Origin of the sequence: Clostridium perfringens ATCC 13124, from assembly GCF_000013285.1 — a bacterium.
Taxonomy (GTDB): domain Bacteria; phylum Bacillota; class Clostridia; order Clostridiales; family Clostridiaceae; genus Sarcina; species Sarcina perfringens.
In genome coordinates, this window is sequence record NC_008261.1 from 3,234,465 (window position 1) to 3,256,683 (window position 22,219).

Genomic DNA, 22,219 nt, shown 5'->3' on the forward strand with positions numbered 1-22,219 from the left:
AAAATGCTTTATCACAATATATATAATACATGAAATCTTGTAAAAAACCTATAGTTTTATTTATACTAGGTAAATTTAAAAGACAAAATAAAAAACCTAGAAATAAATCTAGGTTCTTTATTTTTAATTAAAAGCAATTTCCATAAGCTCTTCTATAGAACTTATAGCTTTAACTTCTATATCTTCTAATCCTTTAGGGATTTCATTTTCATTATCTTTAGGAACAGTTACTAACTTAATTCCCTTTCTTCTAGCCCCGTATATTTTTTCAAATATACCTCCAACTGGTTTAATCTTTCCTCTTAAAGAAATCTCTCCAGTTATAGCTAAGTCTTGTCTTATTGGCTTTTCTAATAAAGCACTCATTATACATATGGTAATGGCAGCTCCAGCAGATGGTCCATCTATCTTTCCTCCACCAATTACGTTAACATGTATATCATAGTCATTTATATCCTTATCAGTTAGCCTTTTTATTACAGATGCAGCATTAAATACAGAATCCTTAGCCATTGAACCAGCAGTATCATTGAATCTTATTTTTCCAGCACCCTTTTTCTTAGCTTTAAAAGCAGTGGCTTCAATCTCTATTGTTGAGCCTAAGAATCCTGAAACTCCAAGTCCATAAACATGACCTACTTCTTTTTCCTCTAAATTTTCTAGTATTTCATACGGAGTAAATCTTCCTATGCTTACAACTTCATTTAAATCCTTTGAAGTTATTTCTAAGTCTTCTGGAACTTCTCCCTCTAAGCCATAAATGGCATGACCATAAGCATCTGCTAATATATTTACAGCTCTTCTACCTTCTATAGTATAAGAAGCTATTTTCTTTTCTAAACCTTCTTCAAGCTTAACATTAAGCTTCTTAGCTGCATTTAATACTATCTTTTCAATATCTCTTGATGATAGTGGTTCAAAATAAACCTCTGTACATCTTGAACGTAAAGCAGGATTGATTTCTCCTGGTTCTCTAGTAGTTGCTCCTATTAGAACAAAGTCTGCTGGAGCTCCCTTATCAAAAAGATATTTTATATATTTAGGTGTATTTTCATCATCTGGATCATAGTAAGATGATGAGAATTCAACTCTCTTATCTTCTAAAACTTTTAAAAGTTTATTTTGAAGTATTTCATCTAATTCTCCAATTTCATCTATGAATAATATACCACCATGAGCTTCAGTAACTAAACCTGGTTTTGGTTCTGGAACTCCTATTTCAGCTAAGTCTCTTTTGCTACCTTGATATATTGGATCATGTACTGAACCTAAAAGTGGGTTTGTGATTTCTCTTGGATCCCATCTTAAAGTTGTACCATTAACCTCTATGAATTTTGATCTATCATCAAATGGAGTTGATTTTAATTTCTTAGCTGTTTCTAAAGCAATTCTAGCAGCTGTTGTTTTACCAACCCCTGGAGGTCCATAAAGTATTATATGTTGAGGATATGGTGAAGCTAGTTTTGAAAGAAGTGACTTAACAGCTCTCTCTTGACCAACTACCTCATCAAATGAATCAGGTCTTAATAAAGACATTATATTCTTATTTGGAACTCTTTCATCTAGTTCTTCAAGTTCCTCAAGCTTTTTCTCTGTCTTAGCATTTTCTGGACCTTTTTTCTTTTTCATTATGTTTACTCTAAGTTCATCAACATACTTTTCTTGCTTTTCCATTAAGAATTGTTCAACTTCTTTTTCTATTTTATTTTGGACATATCTTCTAGCAATAGCATCTGATATCATAGCACAAACATCTTCTAAAGCTTCATTTATAGTTTCTTCAGTTGGAACTTCACTTAAACCCTTTCCTTCAGAAACAATTTTACTTAATCCATAAAGTCTTTCATAAGGATCAGTTGAATTTATATAATTTTGTACTTTAAATCTTATAACTCTCGCTCTAAATGCACCTTCGTCTAATATATTATTTATTATATCTTTTAGTGCTTCAACTTGAGATTCTACTCCAAGTTCACTATTCATAACATCTTGTAGAACCTCTAATTCTTTAATTGATTTCAAAATAGAATCCTCCTCTTATTGAACAGGAACAACCATAACCTTCATTTTTGTTGAAACTTCTGGATATAGTTTAACTTCTATGTTATAAGTTCCTGCAATTTTTATTGTATCCATAACAATTTTCTTTTTATCAACTTCTACATTAAATTGTTTTTTGATAAGTCCTGCTACATCTTTGCTAGTTATAGCTCCGAATAATTTTCCATTATCTCCAGCCTTACCATCTATTTTTATTACTTTATCTTTTAAATCAGCAGCTAAAGCTTGAGCAGCTTCTAATTCAGCTAACTTTTGTCTTCTTTCGTTCTCTTTTTTATTATTTAATATATGAAGATTATTATCAGTAGCTTCTTGAGCTAATTTCTTTGGAAATAAAAAGTTTCTAGCATATCCATCTGATGCATTTATAACATCGCCTTTTTTACCTAATTTTTTAACGTCTTGAAGTAATATTACTTTCATTTTATTCACCTTCCCTTGAGTTTTTTGCAATAGCTTCTTTTATTTTTTCTATAGCCTCGTCAATAGTGGTATCCTTAATCTTAGCGCCAGCCATAGTCATATGACCTCCGCCACCAAGTTCTTCAAGAATCACTTGAACATTAATATCCCCTAAAGATCTTGCACTTATAGCAACATCTTCACCTAATTTTATTAATACAAATGAAGCTTGTATTCCAGTAATATTTAAAAGTTCATCAGCAGCCTGAGCTGCCACAACAGTATCAGTAATATTTTCTGGGCAAACTGCTATTGCTATTTTATTTTCTACCTTTGCAGATTTTATTATTTCTGCTTTTGCTATATAATTTTCTAAGTTATTACTAAATATTTTTTTGATTTCTACTGTGTCTGCACCTAATCTTCTTAAAAATGAAGCTGCTTCAAAGGTTCTTACACCGGTTTTAAAAGAGAAATTCTTGGTGTCTATATAAATTCCAGCTAAAAGACCTTCTGCTTCAATTCTATTTAATTTAGGCTTATCTAACATATACTGAACCATTTCAGTAACAAGTTCTGATGTAGATGAAGCATATACCTCAATATAATTTAATAGTGCTCCTTTTATATCCTCAGGACTTCTTCTGTGATGGTCTATTACAACCACCCTTTCAATAAGTTCTGTTAACTCTCTATCTAATACATAATTTGCACTATTAACATCTACTATTATTAATAAAGTATTGTCATCTATATTCTTTTTAGCTTCTTCAGTAGATATAAATAGTTTACTATATTCTTCTTTTTCTTTAACTCTATCTAAGAAAAATTCTATAGCATTAGTATCTTTTTCTAATACTATATTAACATTTTTTCCTAACTTCTTCACTACTGAAGCTAAACCAAATGAAGCACCAAAACAATCCATATCAGGATTTTTATGTCCCATTATATAAACGGTACTACTTTCATAGACAAGTTCTTTTAATACATGGGCTACAACCCTAGCTCTAACTCTTGTTCTTTTTTCAAGTTCCTTAGCATTTCCTCCAAAGAACTCAATATTTTTACCTGATTTAATAACTGCTTGATCTCCACCTCTACCTAAAGCTAATTCCTTAGCCTTTGTGGCATCATCTTGGTTTTGTGCAGGAGTTTCTCCACCTCTTCCAACACCTATGCTTAAGGTTACTTCTATTTCATTTCCTAAGTTAATTTCTCTTATAGTATCTAGTATATCAAACTTTTTAGAAATTTCCTTGCCAATAATAGCATCGTCTACTGATAAAATATATTTACTATTATCATATTTTTTTATCATGGCATTTAGTGAATTTCCATAGTTATTTATTGTTCTTTCTATTTCTGCTATAAGTAATGGTTTTTTGTCATCATCTATTGTTTTTAAAACTTCACTAAAATTATCAACTTCTAAAAGCATTATACTTTCTTTTGTGGCCTTCTTTAAATAAGTAACATCATTAAAAAATACTAAAAAATATTTTTTATCTGATTCATCTAATTTTAAACCCTCACTATAAACTTCATAGATATTACTTTTTATTTTTATATTTTGAGAATTTTCTTTTCCTGTTCTAATGATCTTATCTAAAGCAACACCTTTTATAACAGATACTAAATTCGTTTCTAGTAAATCTTCACTATTTATAAGCTTACTAAACTTATGGTTATACCATATTATTTCACCAGTAGAATTTAATATAGTTAATGGGAAAATCAAATTAAAAATATTGTCTTTAACTTTCTCATCTACATTTTTATATAATTTATCTATCTTTTCTTCCTCATCCTTTTCTTCTCTTAAAAAGTCAGATATTTTATAGATTAAATATATTATATATATAAAAGCTATTACTAAAGATACTATTTTAAAGTTTAATTTCCAAAATACTAAGCATGCTAAAACTACAAATGCAAAGTAAGCTAAAAATTTATTATAATCTTCCAATATTGATTTCATTTTAACAGCCCCTTACTAAATATAAATATTAGTTATTGCACTTTCTTTTTTAGTTTCTCCTTAATGTAACTTCCTAAACTATTTGGATCTACACCTCTTATATCAATTAATACATCAATCAATCCTAATATTCCAAATAATTGTGGTATTGAAGTAACCATTAATATACTTATAAAAACTATTAAAAAATTGCTAAATCTATATCTATACTTTAATAAATTTGAGACTACAGCCAATCCTTGAATTATAAGCATAGCAAATAATAAATTTAATGTAAGCATATATATGCCCTTATTACTTATTAATCCCTTGCTTACTAAAAGCATAACAAAAAGATTTATTAATACAACTGCCGCAATTAATATTGGGTTAAAAAACCACTTTGAAAAAGGTGGTAAGCTGTTTAATTTAAATCCTAATTTATTAATAATGTACTTTCCAACAGTATAACTTAAAAATGCTCTCATTATTATAACCACAACTAATACCATAGGTATCATATTAATTATAAAACTTGCATCCATAGACTTCATAAGCTCTATCATTTGATTGTTGGCCTGTGAACTTCCCATCATTTGTTCACTTATTTTAGCAGCTTCATTAAAAACATTTACTAATTCATTTATATATTGATTAAATGTAATTCCTGTAAATACTGAAAATAATAATGCTATTTCTATTAATACACCAATTGTATTTGCTACAATTAAATATATAAATGATTTTATTCCTGAGAATTTCTTTTTAACACAGGTTCCTAAAACCAAACCTATAATTCCATTTGTTACGGCTAATTGAATTCCATATATAGACCCCATGAAAAATCCAATCAAAATTCCACTAATAACAATAGAACAAATAGAGGTTTTAAGATTATACTTTAAATACAATAAAGCTATAGGAATTGGAATAGCAAAGCTTATTATTGTACCTATTCCTGGTAAGCTAGTAAGCATCATAAGTACAAATGTTATTGCTGACATTATTCCAGCTTCAACTATAGATTTACTCTTATTCTTTTCTTCCATATGTTCCTCCAAATAAATTATCTTCTTTCTTTTAAATGATTAAATAATTTAGTTAAGTTACCTCCTTGTTTTTCTAAATTATCTTCTTCAACTATACCAATTTTTAAACTTTTTTTAATTGTCTCATCTACTTCTATTGCAGAATGGCCTAACTTATCTGCTAAAATGTATAATAAAATAATTAAAGATGCTATGCAGTTTACTATGGCATCCTTTGCTACATTACTTCCTCTTGTTAAAAGTGTAAATAGTTCTCCTAATATGCAGATAATTTGAGCCTTTATTTCTTCAATAATCTTTATATCTCCCATGATATTAAAGTTATCTTTTTTCATATTTCCCTCCCAATTATACCCTTTATTATATACCTTTATTTTATTTATTTTTTTAGTCTTATGCAATAAATGAGACTTAATTCAGATAAGCCTTAAAAACTCTAAATTATAGTAGCATTTATATTAAAGTGTACATGTTTTAATAAGTATACACTTTAATATACTTACCACACAAATAAAATTTTCTTAAACCATTTAATAAGACTATTTAAAAACTTTAATGATTATAATAATTTAATATATAATAAAAAAACCCCTGAAAATATCAGGGGTTTGCAACCATTACTCAGTTGTGAATGGTAATAATGCGATATTTCTTGATCTCTTGATAGCATCTGTTAATTGTCTTTGATGCTTAGCACAAGTTCCAGAAATTCTTCTTGGTAATATTTTACCTCTTTCTGTGATGTATTTCTTTAATTTAGCTACATCTTTGTAATCTATTGATTCAGCTTTATCAACGCAGAATATGCAAACTTTTTTTCTTGCTCTTCTGAATTTTCCGCCTCTTTTTACGTTACTCATCACTATTTCCCTCCTTACCTAAAATCTGAATTAGAATGGAATGTCTCCATCATCAATTGGTGTCATATCATCATTACTATTGAATGATGAATCACTAAATGAATTGTCTGGCATACCGAAAGAACCACCGAAATCATTTCCTGAACCAAAGCCTGAGTTTCCTCTTGCTCCGCCATTTCCTGAATCGATAAAGTCAAAACTTTCAACAACTACGTCAGTAGTATATCTTCTAGTTCCATCTTGAGCTTCATAACTTCCAGTTCTTATATTTCCTGAAACAGCCAATTGTCTGCCTTTAGTAATATATTGAGCTATGGTCTCACCAGTTTTTCCAAAAGCTATGCAACTGATAAAATCAGCTTCATCTTTTTTGAATTGTCTATTTACAGCTAGTGTAAATCTTGCAACTGCTGTACCGCTTCCTGCTGCAAATCTAAGCTCTGGATCTTTAGTAAGTCTACCAATTAAAACTACTTTATTCATTTACGACCACCTCTTATTGCTCTTCTTTAACGATGATGTGTCTGATTATTCCGTCAGTTATTCCGAATACTCTGTCTAACTCTTTTGGTAATTCTGGGTTAGCAGTGAAGTTGATTAAAGTATAGTAACCTTCGTTAACTTTAGCGATTTCGTAAGCTAATTTTCTCTTACCCCAGAAATCAACGTTGTCAACTGTACCATTTCCGTTTTCTATAACACCCTTGAATTTTTCGATTAAAGCTTTAACAGCTTCCTCGTCTAATGATGGGTGAGCTACGAATATAGTTTCATATTTTCTCATCATTTACACCTCCTCCCTCTGGACTACGGCTATGCTCTAGCATAGCAGGGATTACAATTAAATATTCTAACATTAAAAGAGGGTTATTGCAACCCTCTTTATTAATGTAAACATAACTTTTATAAATTTATTTTTTAAAAATTTTATTCATTAATTTCTTCCTCTGGAGCATTTGATTTTATAATCTTTTTTACTCCCTTTTGGAATTTAGATCTAGGAATCATTACAATTCTTGAGCATCCTAAACATTTTATTTTAATATCAGCTCCAACTCTTATAACTTCCCACTCATCACTTCCACAAGGATGTACTTTCCTCATTTTAACTATATCACCAATATAAAATTTGTTTATCAAATTAAATAACCTCCTCTAAAATAAAATTTATATAAATTAACCTGTAATTATTTCTTTCATATATTTCTTTTTATCAAGAGTCATTTTTATTCTCTTTCTTAACTCTACTTCTGTTTCCCAAAGTTTCATGGATTTTACTTTTCCACAAATTCTAAGATTAACACTAGAACTTGTTAGGTCTGTAACTCCCCAAACCTTTAATGGTTCTGTTATATCATTATTTTCTTTATTATATGTATCACAAACTGAGTTTATAGTGTTTATTACTTTATTTATATCATCGCTATATGAAATTCCAATATCAATCTGAACTCTCATATCACCTCTACAATTATTTGTTACTATTCTTATCATTCCATTTGGAATAATATGAAGAGAACCATCTTGATCCCTAAGCTCAGTTGTCCTAAGACCTATTACCTCTACAATTCCACTTACACCTTCTATGGTTACATAATCCCCAACGTTGTATTGGTTATCAAAAAGTATAAATATCCCATTTATTACATCTTTAACAAAACTTTGAGCTCCTAAACCTACGGCTACTCCTCCTACAGAGGCAAAGGCCCAAGATATATTTCCAAATATAATAGATAATATAGTTGTTATACCTATAAAATATACTGAATACATCAAAATACTTTTTAATAAAGTTCCCAATGTATTTGCCTTTCTTGTGTCTAAGGAGAACTTAAAGTTTGTATCTATTTGTTTTTGTACAGCTTTATCTATTAATTTGCTTCCTATTTTAATTACCAAAATCATAAAAATAACTATGACACATATTGTTATAAATTTTTTTAATAGAAAATCAATAGTAGATAAAGATATCTTTATTTTCCCAAGCTTAATGTGATCAAATTCAAAATTAATTCCAAGCAAACTATCTAATAACATTAAACCACCCCTTATGATTTTGAAATAAATAATTATTTATATATTTCAAATCCTTTATTGGTTATTGAATATATATTTTTAAATTTAATTTCTAAAGTTTCTATCTTTTCTAATTGATCTTTATTAAAGGCTGAACTTATTCCACAACTTTTTGTTATGTAAGTTGGAGTTGGCATTATTATAAATGATATTCCATTTTCTTTAAGTATTCTTTCTCCTTCCATAGCCTCGTGTGTATTATTAAAAACCATGATAAAGTCTTTCATACTATTTTTCCTCCTAAAAAGTATATCGTTTTATTAGTATATATTATAAGTATATATCATAAAAGTTAACACTTTCAAAATAAGGGTGAAAGCTTTTCTATTTTGAACTATAATATAATTATGTAAATTTATAAAAACAACTGTAAAAGGAGTTTGAGTATGTCTTTTTTCTATTTAAAGGCTATTTTATCTGGAATTGTAACAGGCCTATTAGTTTCTATACCATTAGGTCCAGCTGCAATAGAAGCTGCAACACAATCTCTAGATAAAGGATTTAAAAAAGGCTTTGAAGTTTCATTAGGCGCAATAGCTGCTGACTATTTGTACATATTATTAATAAACTTCGGAGTAGCCCAATTATTAAATTTAAATAGGTATGTAGAATGTGCCTTTTGGATTATTTCAGGATTAGTTCTTATAATAGTTAATTTAATATTTAAATCTTCTCAAAAAAGTTTAGACGAAAAATGTGTTGAAACTATAGATAGTCATAAAACTGGTAATGGTTTTATAAATGGTTTTTTAATAACCTTTGTAAACCCTATGACTTTATCAGTATGGATGGCTGTAAGTGCTGGAATAATGAGTATATGGAAACTTTCAGGTAGACATTTCTTTTTAGTAGCCATAAGTGCTATGTTTATAACAACTTTAGCTTGGTTTATATTATTAAATTTTATGGCTGCCAAAGGTGGAAGTCTAGTAAAAAAAGAACTTACTGGTAAGGCTGATAAAAGTGTAAAATATTTTATGATTTTACTTGGATTAGGATTTACTATATACGGAATATTTAAAATTTTCATGTGAGGTTTTTGCTTATGAATAAAATATATTTTGATAATGCAGCAACTACTTTCCCTAAACCTGACTCTGTAATAAAAGCTATGTTTGATTATATGAGTTTTGAAGGCGGAAGTGCTAATAGAGGATCCTCATCTACAGCTCTACAAAGTAGTAGAGCTGTCTATGAATGTAGATATGAAATAGCTAAATTCTTTAATTTTCCTAAAAGTGAAAATGTTATTTTCACAAATAATATTACAACATCATTAAATATGTTACTTTTAGGAATAATTAAATCTGATTGGCATATAATTACTACATCTATGGAACATAATTCTGTCTTAAGACCTTTAGTAAAAATTAGCGAGGAGCTTCCTAATGTAGAACTAGATATAGTTCAATGTAATAATGAAGGTTTAGTGTCAGTTGAAAAGATAAAAGAAAAAATAAAAAATAACACAAAGCTTATAATTTTATCTCATGCATCAAACCTAGTTGGAACAATTCAACCAATTAAAGAAATAGGGAAGCTTTGTAAAGAAAATGATATCTTTTTTATTTTAGATTCTGCTCAAACAGCAGGGGTTATTCCAATTGATATGACTGAACTTAATTTAAATGCATTAGCCTTTACAGGTCATAAGTCTCTTTTAGGACCTCAAGGAATAGGTGGTTTTATTATAGATGATAAATTAAATTCTATATGTAAAAATATCTTTTCTGGCGGAACAGGAAGTAATTCCTCACTAATAGAACATCCTCAAGAATTGCCTGATAAATTTGAATATGGAACTTTAAACACTCCAGGAATAATAGGGCTTCTAGAGGGAATAAAATTCATAGAAAAAGAAGGCATTGAAAATATAAAAGCAAAAGAAGAAGTATTATGCCAAAAAGCTATGGATTTATTATGTGAAATTCCAGAAGTTAAGATTTATGGTTCTATGGATGCCAAAAAGAAAACTTCAACAATATCTTTCAATATAGAAGGTATAGATCCTGAATTTGCGGGATTCTTGTTAGATAGTGAATTTAACATAACATGTAGGACAGGAATTCATTGTACTCCACTTGCTCATAAGACAGTTGGTTCATATCCAGCTGGAAGCATAAGAATAAGCTTAGGGTACTTTAATACAATAGAAGAAGTCTATAGATTTGTTGAGGTTATAAAAGAATTAATTTCAAGGAGGTAGACTTCTGACCTATGAAAAATTTAATAATCAAAAGTGAAAAAATAAGTGTGTTTTTTATTTTATACACACTTATATTTTTTACATTTTTTAATACATTAAAATATACTTTACCCTTTCTACTAGCATTCATATTTTCATTGCTACTAAAGACACCCACTCAATTTTTAATAAAAAAATTTAAATTAAATGTTGGGCTTGCTTCCTTTATAAGTACATTTATTTTTTTCTTAATAATAATAATTTTATTTACATTATTTATTACATCTTTAGCTTATGAATCTTCATCTTTAACAAACTATATTCAAGAAATAATAAATACTAACTCTAAGGAATTTCAAAATTATTTTATATCACTACAAAATTGGATTGAAGTAAACTTTATTGATAATGCAGTTTTAAACTTAATAAAAAATACTTTAATATCTTCATTTAAAGAAATAACTGTACTTATTCTTTCCTTTGGAACTGAACTAATTCAAAAAGTTTTTTTATTAATAAGTTATTTACCTTATACCTTTATGCTTCTTATTTTTACTGTACTATCAACTTATTTTTTATCAAAGGAATTAAACACTATTAACTTTAGTAAAACTTTGTCTAATTATCTTAACTCTAATTACAGCAATAGAATTTTAACCATTTTATATGAAATAAAAAAAATGCTTTTGACATACTGTTTCTCTTATTTATTTTTAATTTTTATTTCTTTTGTATTAACCTTTTTAGGATTTTCCTTTTTAAATATTAAATATGCCCTATTACTTAGTGTACTTGCTGCCTTATTAGACTTACTCCCTGTATTAGGTATGCCCTTAATTTATTTTCCTCTTATTTTTATTTCATATAACTCAGGAAATATTTTTTCAGCTATTTCATTATTTATATTGTATATATTTATTTTTTTATTACGCCAATTTTTAGAACCTAAATTAATGTCATCCACTTTAGGAATACACCCTTTATTAATATTAATTTGTATTTTTATAGGATTAGAATTAAATGGACTTTTAGGAATAGTATTTTGCATCTTTCTAATTATTTTTTTCAATATATTTAAAAAAGTTAATGTTTTATAGTATAGACTTTTTGTTTTTGGTAATAATTTCAAGTAAGGAGGTTGGTATAATGTGTACAAGTTTTTATATAAATTCTTTAGATCCTAAAGCTTCTTTTAAAATTAGGGATTATCTTTGCAGAGAACTTTCTCCAGTTATAAAAGAAAATAGACCAATTGTTTTTATATGCATTGGATCTGATCGCTCCACAGGAGATGCTCTTGGCCCATTAATTGGTGAAAAGATTAAATTTTTAAGTAAAAATAATATTTTCATATATGGAACATTAGAAGAAACTGTCCATGCTGGAAACTTAAAAGAGACAGTAAAAATAATTAAATCAAAACATAAAAAACCTTTTATTATAGCCATTGATGCTTGTTTAGGAGTTGTTGATAATGTAGGACACGTACTTATTGAAAAGAGACCTCTTAAACCTGGAATAGCATTAAATAAGGATTTGCCTGAAGTAGGAGACTTAAGCATACTTGGAATAGTAAATATTTCTGGTTCCTTAGAATTTATGGTTTTACAAAATACTAGATTATACACTGTAATGTTACTTGCAAATGCTATATCTAATGGAATTCACCATTGCATATTAAAATCCGTAGGATTTAAAAAGAATATATTAGATTCAACTTTAGAAAATATTTTATAAAATTCTCCATAAATACTCATATAGTTTTTATATACTCCCCCTATTTATTGAAATGTTTCACGTGAAACATTTTGTTTAACACAAAAATAGGTTATATTAAAATCAACTAAAAATCGTTGTTTTAATATAACCTATATTTCTTCTTAAACCTATTTATTCATTGCAGCATTTAGAACATGTAATTCTTCTTCTGATAAATCATATCTAGATATTCCTTTATCTATTGGCTTTGCATATGTTGTACTATAATCTCTACCATATATTCCAGTTAAAATAACTCCATTATTTTCTCCATCTAATAAAGCAACTGAAAAACTTAAATCACTTCCAACATCTTCGAAAGCTTTATATCTTATAACAGATACCTTTTGAGTACATTTTTCAACTTGAGCTTTTAATATTTTATTAGTTTCTAATGTTTCTTCAGAATCTTTTTTAACTTCTTCAACTTTATCTAAGTAAGAGTTAATAAGTTCTTCTAAATTCTTATTATTAACCCCTCTCATGATTTTTCTAAATTTATTTTCTACTTTGCTTAAACTTCTGAAAGCTACTATTAATAGTATGAACTGTATTAAAACTAATACTATTAATCCTATTGTTATATAAGTTGAATATTGTGTAAGTATATTTAGTACATTCTCCATGTAGTTTATCATCCCTTCGTGTTTTTAAAATGTTTCACGTGAAACATTTTAAATATTTATAATGTCTAGTATTCTCTGTAAGTCTTCTTCTGAATAGTATTCTATTTCTATCTTACCTTTATTCTTATTAGCATTTAAATTAACTTTAGTTCCAAAGTGATCCTGAAGTCTATCTCTAACATCTTTGTAATATGGATTAAGTGGTTTTCTTCTTTCTGATGTTTTTTCTTCAACAGCATCATTTAATATCTTTTTAACTAATTTTTCAGTTTCTCTAACTGAAAGAGAGTTATCAATTATTTTTTGAGCTATTTCATATTGTGCCTCATTTTCTAAAGGTAGAATAGCTCTTCCATGTCCTTCTGAAATAACTCCTTCCATTACATACTCTTTAACTCTATCATCTAACTTTAATAATCTCATTGTATTTGTTATTGTAGTTCTTGATTTTCCCATTGTTTTTGAAAGCTCTTCTTGAGTTAAAGCAAATTCTTTTAATAGTCTTTCATATGCTAATCCTTCTTCTATAGGATTTAAATCTTCTCTTTGAATATTTTCTATTAAAGATACTTGTAGAAGTTTTTCATCTGAAATATCCATTATTAAAGCAGGAACCTCTGTTAATTCTGCTATTTTAGCAGCTCTATATCTTCTTTCCCCTGCAATTATTGAATATCCCTTTTCTTCTTTCTTTAATATTAAAGGTTGAATTATACCATGTTCCTTTACAGACTCAGCTAATTCATTTAATTTATTATTGTCAAAAAACTTCCTAGGTTGTTTTTTATTAGCTTTTATATCTTTAAGCTCAATATTTATTATTCCACCTTTTTCTTTTTTTTCTTCCTTAATATTATCTTCTGGTATTAAGGCTCCTAATCCTTTTCCTAAACCAAATTTTTTAGCCATCTATATATTCACTCCCTGTCTTTTTAGGAATTCCTCAGTTAGTTTTTCATAAGATTTAGCTCCCCTACATCTTTCATCATATAAACATATTGGCAATCCAAAACTCGGAGCTTCAGCTAGTCTAACATTTCTAGGAATAGTAGTTTCATATAATCTATCCTTAAAGTACTCTTTTACTTCCTTATAAACCTCTGTACTTAAATTAGTTCTTGAATCATACATAGTCATTACTACACCTTCAATATCAAGATCCTTATTTAAAGACTTTTTAACTAAATTTATTGTATTTATTAATTGTCCTACCCCTTCTAAAGCATAATATTCTGCTTGTATAGGTATTAAAACACTATGAGATGCAACTAAAGCATTAATAGTTAGAACTCCTAAAGATGGAGGACAATCAATAAATATATAATCGAATTTATCTCTAATTTTATTTATTTCATTTTTAAGTATATATTCTCTATCTTTTCTATCTATTATTTCTACCTCAGCACCTGCTAATTCCATTGTTGCTGGTACTACATAAAGATTTTCAACTAATTCACTTTTCATTATTATTGTTTCTATCTCTTCACCAGCAGTTAATAAATCATATATAGACTTGTCTAATTTTCTCTTATCTATACCTAATCCACTTGTAGTATTCCCTTGAGGATCTATATCTATAGCTAAAACCTTAAATCCCTGCATTGCCAAGTAAGAACATATATTTATATTTGTTGTTGTTTTTCCAACGCCACCTTTTTGATTAAAAACACAAATTGTTTTCATTAAACTCATCCAAGAATATCTTATTCTTGAACATCCACCTCCCTTCTAACACATCTATTTTATTATATATTTTTACATTACATAATAAAAGATGATATTGGTTATTTCTGATTAAAAAATGAAAAAATAGGAATGTTTCACGTGAAACATTCCTATTTTTATGGTCAATATATTTATTATTTTTTAAAAGCTTTTATAACTTTCAATTATAATATTTTCTTAAACTAAAAAGTATTTTAAAAATTATATTTATTTTAATGGTTTCTTAGTTACATTACCTGCTTTTCTAGGAAAAGTCTTTGGCGTACTTTTTATTTTATCTACTATTACTAAGTTATGATTTAAGTCTGTTCCCTCAATTTCAACCTCAGTTATACCTTTAAGCTTACCACCTAAAGTACCAATAGCATTTTTTGAATCATTTAACTCTTCAGTTATATTTGGGCCTTTTAAAGCTATAAAATTCCCATTTACCTTTACATATGGAATACAAAATTCACTTAGAACACACATATTAGCAACAGCTCTTGATGTAGCAATATCAAAATTTTCTCTTAACTCTTTTTTTCTTGCACCATCTTCTGCTCTAGAATGTATAGTCTTAACATTTTTTAATCCTAGTTTATTTACAACTTCATTTAAAAAATTTATTCTCTTATTTAATGAGTCTAATAGAGTAACCTCTACATCTTCTCTCATAATAGCTATAGGTAACCCAGGGAACCCTGCACCTGTTCCAACATCTATTACTGTCTTAGCTTTTTTAAACTCATCTGCTTTAAAAGCTTTTATACAATCTATAAAATGTTTTTTTACTATCTCTTCATCCTCTGTTATTGCCGTTAAATTTATTTTTTCATTCCATTCCTTTAATAAATCTTTGTAAAGCATAAATTTTTGATATTTGTCTTCATTAAATTCCATACCCACACTATCGCAAGCTTTTTTCATTAAATCAAAATATTGCATTCTTAATCCTCCAAAACTTTAAGAGTATAAATAATTTATTTTAATAATTTTATTTTTTACTAAAAAACTAAAGTTATCCACATGTGGATAACTTTTTAAAAGGGGTAAAACAGCACCTTTTTTAAGTTTTACACAAGACTTATCCACAGGTGCTGTTGAAAACTTCTGAATAACTTTTAGTTATCAGTATTTTTTCCAGTTTTTCTATAATGCTCTAAGAATATTAACAGAACTGATATATCTGCTGGGGATACCCCTGATATTCTTGAAGCTTGACCTATATTTAAAGGTCTAATTTTATTTAGCTTTTGTATAGCTTCTATTCTTAAACTATTTACGTCATTATAATCTAAATCCTCTGGAAGAACTTTTTTCTCAAACTTTTTAAATTGAGCAACTTGTTCTAATTGAGTTTGAATGTATCCTTCGTATCTAGCAATTATGTTTATTTGATCCCCAATATCCTTTGGTAAATCAGGTCTTTCAGGATCTAAACATGCTAATGAGAAGTAGTCTAACTCTGGTCTTTTTATAAGTTCATACATTCTTATTGGCTTTTTAAGCTCTGTTGAACCTAATTCAACTATTTTCTCATTATTTTCTGTTTTATTAGTTATTTGAAGTTCTTTAAGTCTCTCAAGCTCACGTTCTAAGTTTTGCTTTCTTTCCTGAAACTTACTCCATCTTTCTTCTGTAACTAATCCAACATTGTGTCCAATTTCAGTTAATCTGAAATCAGCATTATCTTGTCTTAATAATAATCTATATTCAGCTCTTGATGTCATCATTCTATAAGGCTCATTAGTACCTTTAGTAATTAAATCATCAATTAAAACTCCTACATATCCATCTGATCTTGTAAGTATCATAGGATCTTTTCCTTGAACTTTTAATGCTGCATTTATACCAGCTACTATTCCTTGAGCCCCAGCTTCTTCATATCCTGAGCTACCATTAATTTGTCCAGCACTAAAGAATCCATCAATATTTTTAAATTCTAGTGAAGCCTTTAATTGTGTTGGATCTATACAATCATATTCTATTGCATATGCAGTTCTCATAATCTCAGCATTTTCAAGACCTGGAACTGTTTTTATCATTTGAACTTGAACATCTTCTGGAAGAGATGATGACATTCCTCCAACATACATTTCTTCTGTATCATCACCTTCTGGTTCTATAAAGATTTGATGTCTATCTTTATCTTGGAATCTCATTACCTTGTCTTCTATTGATGGACAATATCTTGGCCCAACACCTTTTATGCTTCCATTATACATTGGTGATCTATGTATATTTTCTTGAATTACCTTATGAGTTTCCTCATTAGTATATGTTAACCAACATGAAACTTGGTCTCTATCTATATTTCCACTTATAAATGAGAATGGTATTATTTCCTCATCTCCTGGTTGTTCTATCATTTTTGAGAAATCAACACTTCTCTTATTGATTCTAGCTGGAGTACCAGTTTTAAATCTTCTAAGGTCAATTCCTAAATCTATTAATGATTTTGAAAGTTCATTAGCATTGCTAAGTCCATTTGGACCTTGGCTATAACTAACATCTCCGATTATTATTCTACTTTGTAAATATGTTCCACTTGTCATTATAACAGCTTTACACTCAAAAAATGCACCATTTTTAGTTAGAACACCTTTAACTTTCCCATCTTCAACTTCTACAGAAACTACCTCTAATTGTCTTAAGTGAAGATTTTCTTGTGTTTCTAAAACCTTTTTCATTCTTTCTTGATATTTCTTTTTATCAGCTTGTGCTCTTAGAGAGTGTACAGCAGGTCCTTTTGATGTATTTAACATTTTAGATTGGATAAATGTATGGTCTATATTTACTCCCATCTCTCCACCTAAAGCATCTATTTCTCTAACTAGATGTCCCTTAGCAGTTCCACCTATATTAGGGTTACATGGCATCATAGCAACGGAATCTAATGTTAATGTACAAACTAAAGTTTTACATCCCATTCTAGCTGCCGCTAATCCTGCCTCACAACCTGCATGACCAGCACCTATAACAACTATATCATAACTTCCTGCATTATATCTCATATTTCATCATTCTCCTATTTTCCACAACAAAATTCTGCAAATATTTTGTTTACTAAGTCTTCCTCTAACTCTGCTCCAGTGATTTCCCCTAAGGCTCTTAAAGCAGATGTAACATAAATTGATACTAGATCTAAAAACTCATTATTATTAAGTCCATTTAATGCACCATCTAAGTTTTCAGAAGCTCTATATAAAGCCTCTTTATGTCTAGTATTAGTTACCATTACACTTTCAGCATCAATTGATCCATTAAAGAATAAATCTTTTATCTTTGATTTTAAATCATCTATACCAAAACCAGTTTTTGCAGATAGTTCTATTTTATTTTCTAAGTTATCCACAATTTCTGAGGATAACTTTCTATCTAAATCAACCTTATTTAAAAGTACTATGTATTTTCTATCTTTAATGTAATCAATAATTTCCTTGTCTTCCTCATCTAATTCTCTACTTGTATCTAACATTAGTATAACTAAATCAGCTTCATTGATTTTTTCTTTAGATTTTTCTACACCTATTTTCTCTACAACATCTTCAGTTTCTCTGATTCCCGCTGTATCTACTAGTCTAACAGGTATTCCATCTAAATTTATATATTCTTCTATTACGTCCCTTGTTGTTCCTGCTATATCAGTTACAATAGCTCTCTTTTCATTTAATAGAGCATTTAAAAGTGATGATTTTCCTACGTTAGGTTTTCCTACTATAACCATGCTTAAACCATCTCTAATAAGTTTACCTTCATCAGCAGTATCAATTAAATTATTTACTTTACCTCTAAGAGTTATAACATCCTCTTTTACCTTAACTGGTATAGTTTCATCTGGTTCTTCGTCATCCTCTGTAAAGTCAACAGCATATTCAATTAGAGCTAATATATCTAAAGCCTCTTTTCTAAGATTGTTTATCTCAGTAGAAAGTCTTCCTTGACTTTGAGTCATAGCTGATTTCATTGAAAGTTCAGTCTTAGCAGTTATTATATCCATAACTGCTTCTGCTTGGCTTAAATCTATTCTTCCATTTAAAAAAGCTCTTTTTGTAAATTCACCTGGCTCAGCAAGTCTTGCACCAGCTTTTATTACATTTTGTAGAACTTTATTAGTAGCTACAATACCACCATGACAGTTTATTTCTACTGTATCCTCAGCTGTAAAGCTTCTAGGACCTTTCATAAAACTAACTATAACTTCATCTATAATCTCATTATTTTCATCTATCATATGACCATATCTCATAGTATATGGTTTTATATCTAATAAATCTTTTCCGTTTATTCCTCTGAATATTTTATTTACAATCTCAAGAGCTTTATTTCCTGATACTCTAATTATAGCTATTCCACCTTCTCCTAATGCTGTAGCTATAGCAGCAATAGTATCGAATTCTTTCATAAGCTCCTCCTTTATAATGATATTCTCAAATTTGAACTAATATTGATTTTACCCAACAAAATAGAATAAGTCAAAATTTTAAATCATATTATTTATGGCAAAAAAATATGATTTTACTAAATTGTTTAATAGATTACTTACTTAAAAATACTATCCAATTAATTAAATCATATACTTGATAAAAAAATAAGGTGAAAATATAATATTTTCACCTTATTTTTTAAATTTATCAACAATTGTAGCCTTTAGTATGACTATTTTTCTATAGTTACTAACAAGTTATCCACAATTTATCTACAGTTTATTGTGGATAAAAAAAGGAAAGCTTTAAGCTTTCCTTTTTATTTCTTTAATTCTACTACAACTCTTCTGTAAGGTTCTTCACCTTCACTAAAAGTTCTAACAAAATCATTATTCTGTAACTCTGAATGAATAACTCTTCTTTCATAAGGATTCATAGGTTCAAGTTTTAATATCTTACCTGACTTTCTCACCTTATAAGCTATTTTATTAGCTAATCTTTTAAGAGTTTCTTCTCTTTTCTGTCTATAATTCTCAGTGTCTAAAACCACTCTTTTGTACTTGTCTTCTTTAGCCTTATTAATAACTAAACTAGTTAAATATTGAAGTGAGTCTAAAGTTTCCCCCCTGTATCCTATGATGGCTCCCATCTTAGGTCCAGTAAGATTTATATTTACTAGGTCTTTACTTTCTTCAATATTAATTTCAGCTTCTATATTCATGTTATCAAGAATATCCCTTAAAAACTTTTTAGTCTCTAAGATTCTATCTCTTTTCACCTTAACTGAAATTTTAGCAGGCTTTGCACCAATTAAATTAAAGAAGCCTTTACTTCCCTCTTCTATAACAGTAACCTCTACTTTATCTTCTGTAGTGTTCAACTGTTCCAATGCGCTTTTTAAAGCTTCTTCAACAGTCTTTCCAGTAATCTCAATTGTATTCATACCCTTGTTTCACCACCTTAGAAAAGCAAAATAAATTCTTATTACTTAATATCTTTATATTGTTCTTTTTCCTTAGCTCTCTTTCTGCTAGGTAAAACAACTATGAAGTATGTTTGAACCATTTGAATTAGGTTACCTATTACCCAGTATAATACAAGCATTGATGGGAATTGTATTGACATTACACCCATCATACCAGCCATTACTATATTCATAGTATTCATATTCATTCCACCAGGTGCTCCCCCAGCTTGTGACTGAGTAAACTTTGTCATTAATAAAGATGATAAATATGTTGTTGCAGCTGATAAAATTGGTAATATGAATGTTCTATCTGGAGCCCATAAATCTCCTAACCATAAGAATGATACACCTTGTAACTCAGTTAATCCAGTGAATACATAGTATAATGCAAATAATATTGGCATTTGGATTAATAAAGGTAAACAACCACTCATTGGGTTTACATTATTCTCCTTATAAAGCTTCATCATTTCTTGTTGAGCTTTTTCAGGATTATTTTTATATTTCTTCTGAAGTTTAGCTATTTCTGGCTGTATTTCTTGCATCTTTTGTTGAGATCTAGTTTGCTTTATATTTAGCGGTAATAATATTAATCTTACTAATAAAGTTAATAAGAAAATAGTTATTACGTATCCAGCACCTACACCAAAAATATCTAGTGAGGCAACAAAGCCGTGGATAGCTTGAAATATCATTGTGAATAAATTAGTTATCGGCTTTAAAATTGACTGCAATACATTACCCTCCTATATTTAAACCGTATATATTTATTTTACAGGATCATATCCACCCTTACAGAATGGATTACACCTTAATATTCTTCCTATACTCATAAATCCCCCTTTAAAAGCACCATACTTTTGTATTGCTTCTAGTGCATATTGAGAACAAGTTGGATAAAATCTGCAACAAGGCCTCTTTAAAGGTGAAATATATTTTCTATAGAATTTAATCATTACTATGAACAATTTTTTCATTATCACGTAGACCTGCCTTTTTTATTAAATTATTCATGGCTTTCCCTACTTGCTTAAAATCCTTACCGTTTATAGCAACTCTAGCAATAAACACAAAGTCATAGCCTTCTTTAAGTTCACTAGAATTAAGTCTGTAATTTTCAAGTATAAGTCTTTTAACTCTACTTCTAACTACACTTTTTCCAACCTTCTTGCTAACTGAAACTCCTACCTTATTGAAACGTTCTCCATCCTTTGTAACATTTTTTCTGTTAGGATAAACATAAAGAACTAGTAGGTCATTAGCATAAGACTTTCCTCTTCTATAAACTGTTCTAAACTCATTGTTCTTTCTTAAACTTAGTAACATTTAAATTTGCTCTCCTTTTTTCTGCTTTTTAGTGCAGAAAAAGGCCACAAAATGCGGCCCTTATGCTGTTAATCTTTTTCTACCTTTTTGTCTTCTTCTCTTTAAAACATTTCTTCCAGATTTAGTTTTCATTCTCTTTCTGAAACCATGCTCTTTGCTTCTTTGTCTTTTTTTAGGTTGATATGTCATGAACATTTAAATACACCCCCTTCAACCAATATTTTATTCTAGTAAAAAGCTAAAAGCTTTTTTACTTATTCGCTAATTTAGGTTTTACTGTTTAATTATATCTTTCAAGTCGCCCTCTGTCAAGAAAATAACTCACTTAAAGATTTGTTACATCTACCTTATTTTCCTTTTTTAAATATATAAATAATAATTGTTTATACATTAAATTAAATCCCTACATTAATAACTCTAAAAAATATATAAACTGTATTCTAAATAAAACTATCTATTATTTTATCCACAATTTATTAAATTACTCATCTACTTAATTAATACTAATTACTTCAATAAAAAGTTTATTTAAATCTTAAAGATATACAATTACATATATATAGATAAGATTAGCTCATTTATCATAAATAAACTTAACTTTATAACTTTAGTTATAAAGTTATCCACATATAAATAACAATATGTTATTTACTTTTTACCTTTATATTATCTCTCCCTCTTTTTACACCCTAATTTATCCTTATTATATTTAAATATTGATTATCTTAACTTCTATTATGTTAAAAATTCAAATTTCAAAAGATATTTTTCCTAATATGTACCTTTAAATTTTAATATTTTCACTTAACTATAAA

General features: G+C 28.3%; 26 protein-coding genes. 4 read left to right on the forward strand and 22 right to left on the reverse strand.

What is annotated here, in order from left to right; translation table 11 throughout:
- Nucleotides 1-123: 123 nt before the first annotated feature.
- The 11 genes from lonC to CPF_RS14580 all read right to left on the reverse strand — a co-directional run bounded on the left by lonC (nt 124) and on the right by CPF_RS14580 (nt 8,635).
- Nucleotides 124-2,022 (reverse strand): Lon family ATP-dependent protease, encoded by a 1,899-nt coding sequence (lonC, locus tag CPF_RS14530; protein ID WP_003459992.1) that lies wholly within the window; start codon nt 2,020-2,022, stop codon nt 124-126.
- A 15-nt stretch (nt 2,023-2,037) separates the two neighbouring features.
- Nucleotides 2,038-2,484 carry a 50S ribosomal protein L9 gene (gene rplI, locus CPF_RS14535; protein ID WP_003451030.1) on the reverse strand — a complete coding sequence of 149 codons (447 nt, stop codon included), beginning with the start codon at nt 2,482-2,484 and terminating at the stop codon, nt 2,038-2,040.
- Nucleotide 2,485: 1 nt separating this feature from the next.
- A complete protein-coding gene (locus CPF_RS14540) occupies nt 2,486-4,444 on the reverse strand; it encodes a DHH family phosphoesterase (RefSeq protein WP_011591190.1) in 1,959 nt (652 codons plus the stop codon).
- Between the two features lie 32 nt (nt 4,445-4,476).
- Nucleotides 4,477-5,472, reverse strand: a complete 996-nt coding sequence (locus CPF_RS14545; protein ID WP_011591191.1) for a YybS family protein — start codon at nt 5,470-5,472, stop codon at nt 4,477-4,479.
- A gap of 17 nt (nt 5,473-5,489) precedes the next feature.
- Nucleotides 5,490-5,807, reverse strand: coding sequence for a MazG-like family protein (locus tag CPF_RS14550; RefSeq protein ID WP_003459975.1), 318 nt, complete (start codon nt 5,805-5,807; stop codon nt 5,490-5,492).
- Nucleotides 5,808-6,089: 282 nt separating this feature from the next.
- Entirely contained in the window at nt 6,090-6,332 is a 243-nt protein-coding gene (gene rpsR / locus CPF_RS14555) for a 30S ribosomal protein S18 (RefSeq protein WP_003451020.1), read from the reverse strand.
- A gap of 30 nt (nt 6,333-6,362) precedes the next feature.
- Nucleotides 6,363-6,815: a single-stranded DNA-binding protein gene (locus tag CPF_RS14560; RefSeq protein ID WP_003451037.1), complete on the reverse strand. Its 453-nt coding sequence runs from the start codon at nt 6,813-6,815 to the stop codon at nt 6,363-6,365.
- 13 nt (nt 6,816-6,828) lie between these two features.
- Nucleotides 6,829-7,116: a 30S ribosomal protein S6 gene (rpsF, locus tag CPF_RS14565; RefSeq protein WP_003479405.1), complete on the reverse strand. Its 288-nt coding sequence runs from the start codon at nt 7,114-7,116 to the stop codon at nt 6,829-6,831.
- Between the two features lie 143 nt (nt 7,117-7,259).
- Nucleotides 7,260-7,472, reverse strand: a complete 213-nt coding sequence (locus CPF_RS14570; protein WP_003459977.1) for a DUF951 domain-containing protein — start codon at nt 7,470-7,472, stop codon at nt 7,260-7,262.
- Nucleotides 7,473-7,508: 36 nt separating this feature from the next.
- Nucleotides 7,509-8,369, reverse strand: coding sequence for a mechanosensitive ion channel family protein (locus CPF_RS14575; protein ID WP_003466073.1), 861 nt, complete (start codon nt 8,367-8,369; stop codon nt 7,509-7,511).
- A 32-nt stretch (nt 8,370-8,401) separates the two neighbouring features.
- The gene (locus tag CPF_RS14580) at nt 8,402-8,635 is read right to left on the reverse strand and encodes a DUF3343 domain-containing protein (RefSeq protein WP_003460020.1); all 234 of its coding nucleotides are present in this window, start codon (nt 8,633-8,635) and stop codon (nt 8,402-8,404) included.
- A 159-nt stretch (nt 8,636-8,794) separates the two neighbouring features.
- Here CPF_RS14580 and CPF_RS14585 point away from each other — a divergent pair, with 159 nt between their 5' ends.
- Genes CPF_RS14585 through yyaC form a run of 4 tightly spaced genes read left to right on the forward strand, consistent with a single transcriptional unit; the run spans nt 8,795 to nt 12,330 of the window.
- Nucleotides 8,795-9,442 (forward strand): LysE family translocator, encoded by a 648-nt coding sequence (locus tag CPF_RS14585; protein WP_003459974.1) that lies wholly within the window; start codon nt 8,795-8,797, stop codon nt 9,440-9,442.
- Nucleotides 9,443-9,453: 11 nt separating this feature from the next.
- Nucleotides 9,454-10,614 carry an aminotransferase class V-fold PLP-dependent enzyme gene (locus CPF_RS14590; protein ID WP_011591192.1) on the forward strand — a complete coding sequence of 387 codons (1,161 nt, stop codon included), beginning with the start codon at nt 9,454-9,456 and terminating at the stop codon, nt 10,612-10,614.
- 11 nt (nt 10,615-10,625) lie between these two features.
- Entirely contained in the window at nt 10,626-11,690 is a 1,065-nt protein-coding gene (ytvI, locus tag CPF_RS14595; RefSeq protein ID WP_011591193.1) for a sporulation integral membrane protein YtvI, read from the forward strand.
- Nucleotides 11,691-11,739: 49 nt separating this feature from the next.
- On the forward strand, nt 11,740-12,330 hold the full coding sequence (gene yyaC, locus CPF_RS14600; protein WP_011591194.1) for a spore protease YyaC: 591 nt from the start codon (nt 11,740-11,742) through the stop codon (nt 12,328-12,330).
- 149 nt (nt 12,331-12,479) lie between these two features.
- Here the strand turns inward: yyaC and CPF_RS14605 are convergent, their stop codons facing one another.
- From CPF_RS14605 to rpmH, 11 genes are all read right to left on the reverse strand, one after another.
- On the reverse strand, nt 12,480-12,977 hold the full coding sequence (locus CPF_RS14605; protein ID WP_003451034.1) for a DUF4446 family protein: 498 nt from the start codon (nt 12,975-12,977) through the stop codon (nt 12,480-12,482).
- A gap of 48 nt (nt 12,978-13,025) precedes the next feature.
- Nucleotides 13,026-13,886 (reverse strand): ParB/RepB/Spo0J family partition protein, encoded by an 861-nt coding sequence (locus CPF_RS14610; protein WP_003451039.1) that lies wholly within the window; start codon nt 13,884-13,886, stop codon nt 13,026-13,028.
- Complete coding sequence (locus CPF_RS14615) at nt 13,887-14,660, reverse strand: ParA family protein (protein ID WP_003451027.1); 774 nt, start codon at nt 14,658-14,660, stop codon at nt 13,887-13,889. It lies immediately after the preceding gene.
- A gap of 249 nt (nt 14,661-14,909) precedes the next feature.
- Nucleotides 14,910-15,629, reverse strand: a complete 720-nt coding sequence (gene rsmG, locus CPF_RS14620; RefSeq protein ID WP_003459994.1) for a 16S rRNA (guanine(527)-N(7))-methyltransferase RsmG — start codon at nt 15,627-15,629, stop codon at nt 14,910-14,912.
- 176 nt (nt 15,630-15,805) lie between these two features.
- Complete coding sequence (gene mnmG, locus CPF_RS14625; protein WP_003451018.1) at nt 15,806-17,698, reverse strand: tRNA uridine-5-carboxymethylaminomethyl(34) synthesis enzyme MnmG; 1,893 nt, start codon at nt 17,696-17,698, stop codon at nt 15,806-15,808.
- A 14-nt stretch (nt 17,699-17,712) separates the two neighbouring features.
- Entirely contained in the window at nt 17,713-19,089 is a 1,377-nt protein-coding gene (gene mnmE, locus CPF_RS14630; protein WP_003451045.1) for a tRNA uridine-5-carboxymethylaminomethyl(34) synthesis GTPase MnmE, read from the reverse strand.
- A 341-nt stretch (nt 19,090-19,430) separates the two neighbouring features.
- Complete coding sequence (gene jag / locus CPF_RS14635) at nt 19,431-20,054, reverse strand: RNA-binding cell elongation regulator Jag/EloR (RefSeq protein ID WP_011591195.1); 624 nt, start codon at nt 20,052-20,054, stop codon at nt 19,431-19,433.
- Nucleotides 20,055-20,095: 41 nt separating this feature from the next.
- The gene (locus CPF_RS14640) at nt 20,096-20,812 is read right to left on the reverse strand and encodes a membrane protein insertase YidC (protein ID WP_003460013.1); all 717 of its coding nucleotides are present in this window, start codon (nt 20,810-20,812) and stop codon (nt 20,096-20,098) included.
- A gap of 33 nt (nt 20,813-20,845) precedes the next feature.
- Nucleotides 20,846-21,055 carry a membrane protein insertion efficiency factor YidD gene (gene yidD, locus CPF_RS14645; protein WP_003451050.1) on the reverse strand — a complete coding sequence of 70 codons (210 nt, stop codon included), beginning with the start codon at nt 21,053-21,055 and terminating at the stop codon, nt 20,846-20,848.
- Nucleotides 21,027-21,404 carry a ribonuclease P protein component gene (gene rnpA, locus CPF_RS14650; protein WP_003450986.1) on the reverse strand — a complete coding sequence of 126 codons (378 nt, stop codon included), beginning with the start codon at nt 21,402-21,404 and terminating at the stop codon, nt 21,027-21,029. The genes yidD and rnpA overlap by 29 nt, the downstream gene beginning before the upstream one ends.
- A 60-nt stretch (nt 21,405-21,464) precedes the next feature.
- On the reverse strand, nt 21,465-21,599 hold the full coding sequence (rpmH, locus tag CPF_RS14655; protein ID WP_003451019.1) for a 50S ribosomal protein L34: 135 nt from the start codon (nt 21,597-21,599) through the stop codon (nt 21,465-21,467).
- Nucleotides 21,600-22,219 lie beyond the last annotated feature (620 nt).

Bases quoted from the DNA above. Each gene is read 5' to 3' on its own strand.
- CPF_RS14540 (WP_011591190.1), bottom strand. From the start codon at position 4,444: ATGAAATCAATATTGGAAGATTATAATAAATTTTTAGCTTACTTTGCA.
- CPF_RS14550 (WP_003459975.1), bottom strand. From the start codon at position 5,807: ATGAAAAAAGATAACTTTAATATCATGGGAGATATAAAGATTATTGAA.
- CPF_RS14610 (WP_003451039.1), bottom strand. From the start codon at position 13,886: ATGGCTAAAAAATTTGGTTTAGGAAAAGGATTAGGAGCCTTAATACCA.
- rplI (WP_003451030.1), bottom strand. From the start codon at position 2,484: ATGAAAGTAATATTACTTCAAGACGTTAAAAAATTAGGTAAAAAAGGC.
- jag (WP_011591195.1), bottom strand. From the start codon at position 20,054: ATGAATACAATTGAGATTACTGGAAAGACTGTTGAAGAAGCTTTAAAA.
- rpmH (WP_003451019.1), bottom strand. From the start codon at position 21,599: ATGTTCATGACATATCAACCTAAAAAAAGACAAAGAAGCAAAGAGCAT.
- CPF_RS14585 (WP_003459974.1), top strand. From the start codon at position 8,795: ATGTCTTTTTTCTATTTAAAGGCTATTTTATCTGGAATTGTAACAGGC.
- rsmG (WP_003459994.1), bottom strand. From the start codon at position 15,629: ATGCAATATTTTGATTTAATGAAAAAAGCTTGCGATAGTGTGGGTATG.
- CPF_RS14615 (WP_003451027.1), bottom strand. From the start codon at position 14,660: ATGAAAACAATTTGTGTTTTTAATCAAAAAGGTGGCGTTGGAAAAACA.
- CPF_RS14545 (WP_011591191.1), bottom strand. From the start codon at position 5,472: ATGGAAGAAAAGAATAAGAGTAAATCTATAGTTGAAGCTGGAATAATG.
- rnpA (WP_003450986.1), bottom strand. From the start codon at position 21,404: ATGTTACTAAGTTTAAGAAAGAACAATGAGTTTAGAACAGTTTATAGA.
- rpsR (WP_003451020.1), bottom strand. From the start codon at position 6,332: ATGAGTAACGTAAAAAGAGGCGGAAAATTCAGAAGAGCAAGAAAAAAA.
- mnmG (WP_003451018.1), bottom strand. From the start codon at position 17,698: ATGAGATATAATGCAGGAAGTTATGATATAGTTGTTATAGGTGCTGGT.
- rpsF (WP_003479405.1), bottom strand. From the start codon at position 7,116: ATGAGAAAATATGAAACTATATTCGTAGCTCACCCATCATTAGACGAG.
- CPF_RS14605 (WP_003451034.1), bottom strand. From the start codon at position 12,977: ATGGAGAATGTACTAAATATACTTACACAATATTCAACTTATATAACA.
- ytvI (WP_011591193.1), top strand. From the start codon at position 10,626: ATGAAAAATTTAATAATCAAAAGTGAAAAAATAAGTGTGTTTTTTATT.
- mnmE (WP_003451045.1), bottom strand. From the start codon at position 19,089: ATGAAAGAATTCGATACTATTGCTGCTATAGCTACAGCATTAGGAGAA.
- CPF_RS14580 (WP_003460020.1), bottom strand. From the start codon at position 8,635: ATGAAAGACTTTATCATGGTTTTTAATAATACACACGAGGCTATGGAA.
- yidD (WP_003451050.1), bottom strand. From the start codon at position 21,055: ATGAAAAAATTGTTCATAGTAATGATTAAATTCTATAGAAAATATATT.
- yyaC (WP_011591194.1), top strand. From the start codon at position 11,740: ATGTGTACAAGTTTTTATATAAATTCTTTAGATCCTAAAGCTTCTTTT.
- CPF_RS14560 (WP_003451037.1), bottom strand. From the start codon at position 6,815: ATGAATAAAGTAGTTTTAATTGGTAGACTTACTAAAGATCCAGAGCTT.
- CPF_RS14575 (WP_003466073.1), bottom strand. From the start codon at position 8,369: ATGTTATTAGATAGTTTGCTTGGAATTAATTTTGAATTTGATCACATT.
- CPF_RS14590 (WP_011591192.1), top strand. From the start codon at position 9,454: ATGAATAAAATATATTTTGATAATGCAGCAACTACTTTCCCTAAACCT.